Genomic DNA, 9,672 nt, shown 5'->3' with positions numbered 1-9,672 from the left:
CCCGGGCTTCGACCCGAGGTACGCGAGCACCGGGTTCTCCTTCGGCGCCGAGTGCCCCTCCCCCTACGACTGCCGCACCGAGGAGGACTGCCCGCCCGCCGTCCGACCGGCCCCGGTCATCGACTACACCGCCCGCGACTACGAGAGCCTGCGGCGGCTCGTGCTGGACCGGATGAGCCTGACCACCCCCGGCTGGACCGAGCGGCACCTGCCCGACCTCGGCGTCACCCTGGTCGAGCTGCTCGCCTACACCGCCGACCAGCTCTCCTACCAGCAGGACGCGGTGGCCACCGAGGCGTACCTCGACACGGCCCGGCGCCGGGTGTCGGTGCGCCGGCACGTCCGGCTGATCGACTACGCCGTGCACGACGGCTGCAACGCCCGGGCGTTCGTCACCCTGACGACGGACCGCCCGCTCACCCTCCACCCCGGCACCTTCCGCTTCGCCGCCGTCGACGTCAGCCGGCTCGGCCCGCAGGAACGCCCGGAACTGTCCACGGTGATCCCCGACGAGCAGGTGGACGCGCTCACCCGGACCGCGGCGGTCGAGGTGTTCGAGCCGCTCGGCGGAACGGACCTGGTGCTGCACCCCGCGCACAACACCATCCGGTTCTGGACCTGGGGCGACCAGGACTGCGTCCTGCCGACGGGCGCGACCTCCGCCACCCTGCGCGACGACTGGCACGAGGCCGACCGGCCGGAGGACCGCACCCGGCACCTGGCGCTGCGCCCCGGCGACCTGCTGATCGTCGAGGAGGTGCTCGGCCCGCGCACCGGCGCCGCCGCCGACGCCGACCCCGCGCACCGCCAGGCCGTCCGGCTCACCTCGGTCACCCACCTGGTCGACGAGCTGTACGAGCAGCCCGTGGTCGAGGTCGAGTGGGCGCCGGAGGACGCGCTCACCTTCCCGGTCTGCCTGTCCGCGCGCGGCGGGAGCGACTGCGGCCCGATCCCCGACGTGAGCGTCGCCCGCGGCAACGTCGTGCTGGTCGACCACGGCCGCTCGCTCACCTTCTGCGGCGGAGCCCCGGAGACCTTCACGGTGCCGCCGGAGCCGGTCCGGGTGGCGTCCTGCGGTCCGGGTGGGTCCGGCTGCGCGGACCGCGTCGGGGGCAGCCCCGCGGCGGAGGCGATCCACGAACTGCTCGACCGGACCAGGACCGGCCGCCAGCTCGGCCCGCGACAGGTCCGCGAGCTGTACGCGCTGCTCGGCGAGGCGGCGGTCCGGCGGGCCGGGCTGAGCATCCAGCTCGCGCCGGGCGCGAGCGCGGAGGGCGAGGACGGCCAGGGCGCCGCGGTCGAGCCGCCCACCGCCGACGCCCAGGCGGCGACGCTGGAGACGCTGCTCGACCAGACCCGCTACCCCGTCCTGCCGCAGCCCTTCCGCCCGGTGCTGCGCTACGCGCCGGTCACCCAGGCGGCCGCCTACCCGGACCGGGCACACGTCTGCGCCCGGCAGGCCGTCCTGCTCGCCGGCATCCCCGAACGGGTCCGGCAGCGGCTGGAGGAGATGTGGCACCGGGCGGACTGCGGCCACCCCCTCTCCCGTGCCGAACTCGCCGAACTGACCCTGCTGTTCGGGGCCCAGCTGGTGCAGGAGCTGCGCCTCGCGGAGCGGCCCGCCGCCGGACTGCGCGAACTGCTGGCCCGCCGCACCCGCCTGCTCGCCGCCAAGCTGCGCCGCCTCGAGGTGCTCACCGCCCGGGCCCGCGCCGGCGGGGTGCTCCGGCGGCCCGGCGTCTGGGAGGTGATCCAGAGCTGGGGCGGCCGCTACGCCTCCGGGCTCGACCCCGACTCCCCCGCGTCGGCCGGCCCGGCGTCCGGGATCGCCGTCCAGGACCCTCGTGCCGCAGTGCCGGCCGTCCGGGCCACCGCCGGGGGCCAGGAGTGGACGCCCCGCCGGGACCTGCTCTCGGACGGCCCGCGCGACCGGCACTTCGTCGGCGAGCCGGAGGACGACGGCCGCCTCGCGCTGCGCTTCGGCGACGGGCGGCACGGTCAGCCGCCCCGGCCCGGCGCGGAGTTGCGGGTCGCCTACCGGATCGGCAACGGCACGGCCGGCAACGTCGGCGCGGAGGCCATCAACCACCTGGTGGTCTGCCGGGACCAGCCGCCCCACGCGAGGGGGCGCAGTACCGTCGTACCGCCGCAGGACGCGCTGCTCCGGGTCCGCAACCCGATGCCCGCGAGCGGCGGCACCGATCCCGAACCCCTCGACCAGGTACGGCAGTCGGCCCCGCTCGCGCTGAGCCGCACCCGGCTGCGCGCCGTCACCGCCGCCGACTACGCGGAGCTGGCCGCAGCCCTGCCGGGCGTCCGGCGGGCCGCCGCCGAACTCCGCTGGACCGGCAGCGTCCAGGAGGTCCACGTCGCCGTCGAGCCGTACGGGCAGGCCACCGCCGACACCGCCCTGCTGGCGGCGGTCGGCGACGGCCTGGAGGCGTACCGCCGGATCGGCCACGACCTGGTCGTCCGCCCCGCCCTGGTGGTGCCGCTCGACCTCGAACTGCAGGTCTGCGCCGCCCCCGGTTACCAACGCGGCCACGTGCTGGCCGAGTTGCGCCGGGTGCTGGGCAGCCGCGCCCTGCCGGACGGCCGGCTCGGCTTCTTCCACCCGGACGCGCTGGGCTTCGGCGAGCCGGTCCGGGTCTCCCGGCTGGTGGCCGTCGCCGCCGCCGTGCCGGGCGTGGTCAGCGCCCGGGTCACCCGGCTGCGGCGGCAGTTCGGGCGGGACGACGGCGAGCTGGCCGACGGGCTGCTGCGGCCCGGCGCGCTGGAGATCGCCGGCTGCGACAACGACCCCGACCGGCCGGAGAACGGCCGGCTCTCGATCGTGATCGGAGGCGGCCGATGAACGGCCAGTGCACCTGCGGCTGCTCGGGCACCGCCACCGCGACCCCGGCCCCGCTGTTCAACCCGCCCGGGCTGGACGCCATCGGCTACCGGGTCGGCCGCTACGGGGAGTTCCTCGACAGCCTGCTCGCTCGGCTGTCCGGCCCCGCCTACCCGGCGCTGCGCGACCTGACCGTCCGCACCCCGGACGACCCGGCGATCGCGCTGCTGGACTCCTGGGCCGTGCTCGCCGACGTGCTCACCTTCTACTCGGAGCGGATCGCCAACGAGGGCTACCTGCGCACCGCCGTCGAGGAGGAGTCGCTCACCCTGCTCGGCCGCCTCGTCGGGCACCGGCCCCGGCCCGGCGTGGCCGCCGACACCTACCTCGCCTACACCCTCGACCACGACCCGCGGGCCGCCGAGGACCCGACCGTGGTCGTCCCGCGCGGCGCCCGCAGCCAGAGCGTCCCCGGCCCCGGCGAGGACCCGCAGTCCTTCGAGACCGCCGAGGACCTCGCCGCCCGCTCGGCCTGGAACGAGTTGGCCGTGCTGCGCCGCCGCCCGTACCAGCTGACACCCGGACAGCTGAACCCCGGCGGGCGGGCCGAGCTGTTCGCCGCCGGGACCGCCAACAACATCAAGCCCGGCGACCGGCTGCTGTTCGTCTTCAGCGCCGACAAGGCCGCCGACCCGGTCCACCGGGTGATGCGGCTGGTGCCCGAGGTGCGGCTCGACCGCGAGAACGACGTCACGGTGATCGGGCTGCCCCGGGACCTGCGCACCCTCAAGGACCTGCGCGCCGAACTGGCGGACCGGATCACCGTCTCCGAGGGCGCCCCGAATCCCAGGCCCGGGCACAGCCGGATCATCCGGGACTTCGACGACCAGGTGCTGGCCCCGCTGCGCGCCGACCTCGACCGACCGTCCGGCCCGCTGAGCACCCCGGCCGACTTCGCCGAGCGGCTCACCCCGGTGATGGCCCGGGCGGCCGAGGCCGCCGAACTGGCGCACTCCCAGCAGCCGGTGGCCGACTGGTTCGGACGCCTCGGCGAGGAGCTGTCCGGCCTGCGCGACCGCGCCCACCAGCTGGAGCCGCCGCAGGCCCCCGACAAGCCCGGGCCGAACCCTCCCGGCACCGGAGCCGCCGACCCGGCCGTCCGCGGGCTCGGCTCGGTGCTGGCGGCGCTGCGCACCGCCCCCACCCGGCCCCCGCTGAGCGCCCGAGACCTCACCCGCGACCCGCAGCGCCTGTTCGCGTCCGGCTCGGACCTCGGCGTGCAGCTGCTGTCCGCACTCGACCCCCGGCTGCGCGACGGCCTCTACCCCGCCTGGCGGCGGGTCGACCTGACGGTGCCGCTCGCCGTGCACGAGATCCAGGCGATGCGGGTGGTCGCCACCCCGTTCGGCGCCACCGCGCCGCTCAAGCCCGTCTACGGCAACGACGGCCGGATCGACCGCTACGTGGACTGGCCGCTCGCCGGCAGCACGCTGATCGGAGTCCGGATCGGCTTCGACACCGCCGGCACCGTCCCGAGGACCGCCGACTTCACGTACGTCGAGGCCGGCAGCCTGACGCACGATGGCTTCTCGCTGCCGTGGGACCACACCTTCACCCTCGGCCCCGGACAGGTCAAGGTGGTCACCACCGAGCCGCCGGCACCGACGCCGAACCCGCACGCCGCCGCCGTGCGCGCCGCGGTGCCCGCTCCCGACCAGGAGGCCGGAGTCAGCGCCAGGTTCCTGGCCAAACTGCCCGAACGCACCGTCTTCGTGTCCCGCCCGCAGGCCGACGGGCGCATCCACGTGACGGTGGACGGCGGGCCCGGCCCCGCGCTCGACTACCAGCTCGAACCGGGCCAGGAGAAGACCGGCGAGTCCGGCGAGCTGAACGTCCGGGTCCACCGCTACACCGCCACCGACGAGTCCCCGCCCGCGGTCGAGGTGGTGTTCACCACCAAGCTGCAGCCGGTCTCCGGCACGGTCCTCACCCTCGACGCCGTCTACGACCAGATCGCGCCCGGCAGTTGGGTGGTCATCCAGCGCCCGCGCAAGGGGATCGACGGCGGCATCCCGGGCAGCCGCGACCTCGCCGAGGTCATCACCCGGGTGACCGACGTGCGCGTGATCTCCCGCGCCGACTTCGGCATCACCGGAAAGGTGACCGAACTGTCGCTGCAGCAGCCGTGGTTGGACGAGAAGGACACCCAGCTCTCGGACATCCGGGACACCACCGTCTACGCCCGCGGCGAGTCGCTGCGGCTCGCCGACGAGCCCGTCACCGAGGAGGTCCACGGCGACCGGATCGAACTCGCCCGGCTCTACGACGGGCTGACCCCCGGCCGATGGATCGCGGTCGGCGGCGAGCGGACCGACATCCCGAACACCACCGGGGTCCGGGGCACCGAACTCGCCATGATCGCCGGTGTCGGGCAGAGCGTCGACCCGCGCCTGCCCGGGGACACCGTCCGCACCGCGATCACGCTCAGTGCCCCGCTGGCCCACCGCTACCGGCGCGACACCGTCCAGGTCCTCGGCAACGTGGTCCGCGCCACCCAGGGGGCCACCCGCGACGAGGCCGTCGGCAGCGGCGACGCCGGGGTCCCCGGCCAGCGCTTCACGCTCTGGCAGTCGCCGCTCACCTGGCTGGCCGCCGACACCCCCAGGGGCGCGCGCAGCACCCTGGAGATCCGGGTCGACGGGGTGCGCTGGCACGAGGTCGACAGCCTCGCCGGGCGCGGCGCCGACGAACGGGTCTACGTCACCTCGACGGCGGCCGACGGCCGCACCACCGTCACCTTCGGCGACGGCGTGCACGGTTCGCGCCTGCCCACCGGCCGGGAGAACGTCCGCGCCCGCTACCGGATCGGCATCGGCGAGTCGGGCAACGTCGGCGCCGGACGGATCACCCAGCTCACCACCCGCCCGCTCGGCGTCTCCGCCGTCGTCAACCCGCTGCCCGCCACCGGCGGCGCCGGCCCGGACGGCCCGGGTCCGGCCAGGCGCAACATCCCGCTCGCCGTCACGGCACTCGACCGGCTGGTCTCGGTTCCCGACTACGAGGACTTCACCCGCTCCCGGGCCGGCATCGGGCGCGCCGGCGCCACCCGGCTCTCGGACGGCCGGCGGGAGCTCGTCCACGTCACGGTGGCCGGGGTGGACGACATCCCGCTCACCGCCGACTCCGACCTGATCCGCACCCTGCACTCCTCGCTCACCGCGTACGGGGACCCGAAGCTGCCGGTCGAGGTCGCGCTGCGCGAACTCGTCCTGCTGGTCGTCGCCGTGAACGTGAAGGTCGACCCGGACCACTCCTGGGACCTGGTCGAGCCGGCGCTGCGCCGCGCCCTGCTCGACCGCCTCGGCTACGCCGGGCGCCAACTCGGCCAGAGCGCCCACCTGTCCGAGGTGCTCGCCGTCGCCCAGGCCGTCCCCGGCGTGGACCGGGTCGACGTCGACGCCTTCACCGGTGTGCCCGGCAGCCTCACCCCGGAGGGCCTGGAGCACCTGTCCGAGCAACTCGCGCAGCCGCAGCCGACCGTCCCGGCCCGGCTCGCCCGCTTCGACGAGCAGCGCTACCGGGTGCGGGACCCCGACGGGGAGACCCTCACCGACATCGCCGCCCGCAACGGCATCTCCATCGCGGAGCTGCTGCGCCTCAACCCGGCGGTCACCGATACCCGCCCGCTGCCGGCCGGCCGCGTGGTGACGGTGTTCCGCGGCATCCGTCCGGCCCAACTCGCCCTGCTGTCACCGAATCTTCCCGACACGTTGATCCTCAAGGAGATCCGCGCATGAGTGAGCGACGGGGGTCCCCCCGGCCGGAGGCCGGGGGAGAGCGAATCGTCGAGAGGTGCGTCCGATGAGCCGCGACCCGGACGGACTGCTGGAGCTGCTGCCGCAGTGGCACCGGCTGCGCGACGCCGAGGCGGGCGAGCCGCTGCGCGCCCTGCTGGCCGTCGTCGCCGAGCAGGTCGACGTCGTGCGCAGCGGCATCGAACAGGGCTACCAGGACTGGTTCGTCGAGACCGCCGCCGACTGGGCCGTCGCCTACCTCGGCGACCTGGTCGGCTACCGGATCCTGCCCGGTTACGAGGAGGTGCTCGCCACCGGCCTGCACGGCGGGGCCTCCCCGGAACGGGTCGCGGCCCGCGACCGGCTCGCCGCCCGGCTGGCGCCGCGGCACGACGTCGCGAACACCGTCGCCTACCGCCGGCGCAAGGGCACGCTCGCCCTGCTGGAGGAGCTGTCCGCCTCTGTCGCCGACTGGCCGGCCCGGGCGGTGGAGCTCTCCCGGCTGCTCGGCGGCACCCAGCCGGTGCGGCTGCTGCGCCCCGACGAGGAGGCGGCCGACCGCCGGCGGCTGAGCCGGGGCCGGCTGGTCGACGTGCGGCGCGGCGCCGAACTCGACCTGCTCGGCGGGCCCTTCGACGGGCAGGCGCACACCGCCGACGTCCGCCGGGCCGCCTCCGCCCGCCGCCAGGGCGGCTGCACGCCGGCCGGGGTCGCCCTGTACGTCTGGCGGCTGAAGCCGTACCCGGTCACCCGGGCGCCGGCCTACTGCATCGACCGGGCCAGGAACCTCTTCACCTTCTCGGTCCTCGGCAACGACGCCCAGCTGGTCACCAAACCCGAACCGGAGCCGTCGACCACCCACCTCGCGGCGCTCGACAACGTGCCGGCCCCGATCCGGCGCCGGCAGCTCGCCGAGCGCCTGGCCGACTACTACGGACCCGGCAAGAGCTTCGCCATCTGGCGCGACGGCGCCCAGGAGCCGGTCCCGCCCGCCGAGATCACGGTGGCCGACCTGAGCGACTGGACGTACCGCCCCAAGCGCGGCCAGGTCGCCGTCGACCCGTTGCTCGGCCGGATCGCCTTCGGCGCCCGCTCCGCCCCGCGCCGCGGCGTCTGGGTCGACTACCACCACGCGTTCGGCGACGACACCGGCGGCGGGGAGTACCCGCGCGACCGCCCGGAGGTCCGGCACCGGGCGCTCTACCGGGTCGGCCCCGGCGGGCCGTACGAGCGGATCAACGACGCCTACCAGCAGTGGCGCGCCGACCAGGAGGACGGCAGCGCGGGCGGTGCCGCCGTCATCGAGATCACCGACAGCGGCGCCTACCAGGAACAGCTGGACTTCGACCTGGCGGAGGACGACCGCCTCGAACTGCGCGCCGCCGAGGGCACCCGGCCGGTGATCCGGCTGCTCGACTGGTACAGCAACCGGCCGGACGCGCTCAACGTGCGGGGCGTTTGCCCGGGCGGGCGGCTGGTCCTGGACGGGCTGCTGATCACCGGTCGCGGGGTCAACGTCACCGGACCGCTGGCCTCCGTCACCCTGCGGCACTGCACCCTGGTGCCGGGCTGGTCGCTGGAGCCGCACTGCGAGCCGCACTCGCCGCAGGAGCCCAGCCTCGTGCTGGACCACACCACCGCCTGCGTGACGATCGAGCGCAGCATCCTGGGCACGATCCAGGTCGTCGGCGACGAGGTGGACACCGACCCGCTGGAGATCCACCTCGCCGACAGCATCCTGGACGCCACCGGACCCGAGCACCCGGCACTCTCCGGGCCCGACTGCGAGCACGCCCACGCGCTGCTGCACGCCCACCGCTCCACGGTGGTCGGCGAGGTGCACACCCACGCGGTGCCGATCGCCGAGGACTGCGTGTTCACCGGGCGGCTGCGGATGGCCCGCCGCTCGCTCGGCTGCCTGCGGTTCTGCTACGTCCCACCGGGCTCGCGCACCCCGCGCCGGTACGAGTGCCAACCCGACCTGGTGCGCTCGGCGGTGACCGAGCTGGTCGAGCGCGGCGAGCTGGACCCGGCGCCGGCCGCCCGGCTGCGCGAGCTGGAGGCCGAGCGGGTCCGCCCGCTGTTCACCAGCCTCCGCTACGGCACGCCCGGCTACGGGCAGTTGGCCGCCGGGTGCGCCCCGGAGATCACCCGCGGCGCCGAGGACCGCTCCGAACTCGGCGCCTTCCACGACCTGTTCCAGCCCCAGCGCGAGGACAACCTGCGGGCGCGGTTGGCCGAGTACACCCCGGCCGGCACCGACGCCGGGATCTTCTTCGTCTCCTGACCCGCCCTGATGACTCCGAAAGGGAAACCGTGCACGCAGACTTCTCGCGCCTGACCTTCCGGCCCGGCAAGCACTACTCCGCGGTGCTGACCCAGCAGGGCCGGGTCCAGCTCGACGCCGACGCCAACGAGCAGGCAGCGATCGAGCGGTACCAGCTGTGCACGCTCGCCACCGACCTGATCGGCCGCCGCGGCGGACCGGCCGGGGCGGCCGGATTCGCGATCGGCTACGTGCCGGGCAACCACGACGTGGACGACCTCACCATCGGCGGCGGCCGCTACTACGTGGACGGCATCCTGTGCGAGGCCGACCGGCCCGAGCCCGGCATCGCCGTGCCCGACGACGGCGGCCAGGGCAACGGCGGCGACGCCCGGGAGGCGCCCGCCGGCTGGACGTACTGGGACCAGCCGGACGCCTACCGGGACCAGGAGCGCGACGGCGACCGGCTGCCCGGCGAGTTCCCGTTCCTGGTCTACCTGAAGGTCTGGGAGCGCAGCGTCACCGCCGTCGAGGACCCGGAGATCCGCGAGGTGGCGCTCGGTGCGGCGATGCCCGACACGGCGGCCCGGGCCAAGCTCGTCTGGCAGGTACTCGCCCTTCCCGCCTCGGAGTTGAGCGTTCCGGACGGCGGGGCGTCCCGGGTGCGGGAGGCCTTCGACACGTGGGCCGACGCGCACGAGCGGCCGGGCGGGCTGCTGGCCGCGCGCGCCCGGCGGCCGGAGCGGGTGAGCGAGGACCCGTGCCTGGCCCACCCCGAG

The 9,672-nt window shown here is 75.5% G+C and carries 4 protein-coding genes; all 4 read left to right on the top strand.

All coding sequences use genetic code 11. From position 1 onward, the window contains the following. Positions 1–2,854, top strand: a 2,854-nt coding sequence (locus ACIQOV_RS12595) for a putative baseplate assembly protein (protein ID WP_401047957.1), incomplete at its 5' end; no start/stop codon positions are given. Beyond that, positions 2,851–6,630: a putative baseplate assembly protein gene (locus ACIQOV_RS12590; protein WP_401047954.1), complete on the top strand. Its 3,780-nt coding sequence runs from the start codon at positions 2,851–2,853 to the stop codon at positions 6,628–6,630. The genes ACIQOV_RS12595 and ACIQOV_RS12590, both read left to right, overlap by 4 nt. 64 nt (positions 6,631–6,694) lie before the next feature. Beyond that, positions 6,695–8,914, top strand: a complete 2,220-nt coding sequence (locus ACIQOV_RS12585; protein ID WP_401047951.1) for a hypothetical protein — start codon at positions 6,695–6,697, stop codon at positions 8,912–8,914. A 29-nt stretch (positions 8,915–8,943) separates the two neighbouring features. After that, a partial coding sequence (locus ACIQOV_RS12580; RefSeq protein WP_401047949.1) for a DUF6519 domain-containing protein occupies positions 8,944–9,672 on the top strand: 729 nt, incomplete at its 3' end.

The organism is Kitasatospora sp. NPDC091257 (assembly GCF_044757675.1).
In the GTDB taxonomy this organism is placed as follows: domain Bacteria; phylum Actinomycetota; class Actinomycetes; order Streptomycetales; family Streptomycetaceae; genus Kitasatospora; species Kitasatospora lactacystinica.
The sequence above is the reverse complement of the archived record's forward strand: the minus strand, read 5'-3'. Positions and strand labels throughout refer to the sequence as shown.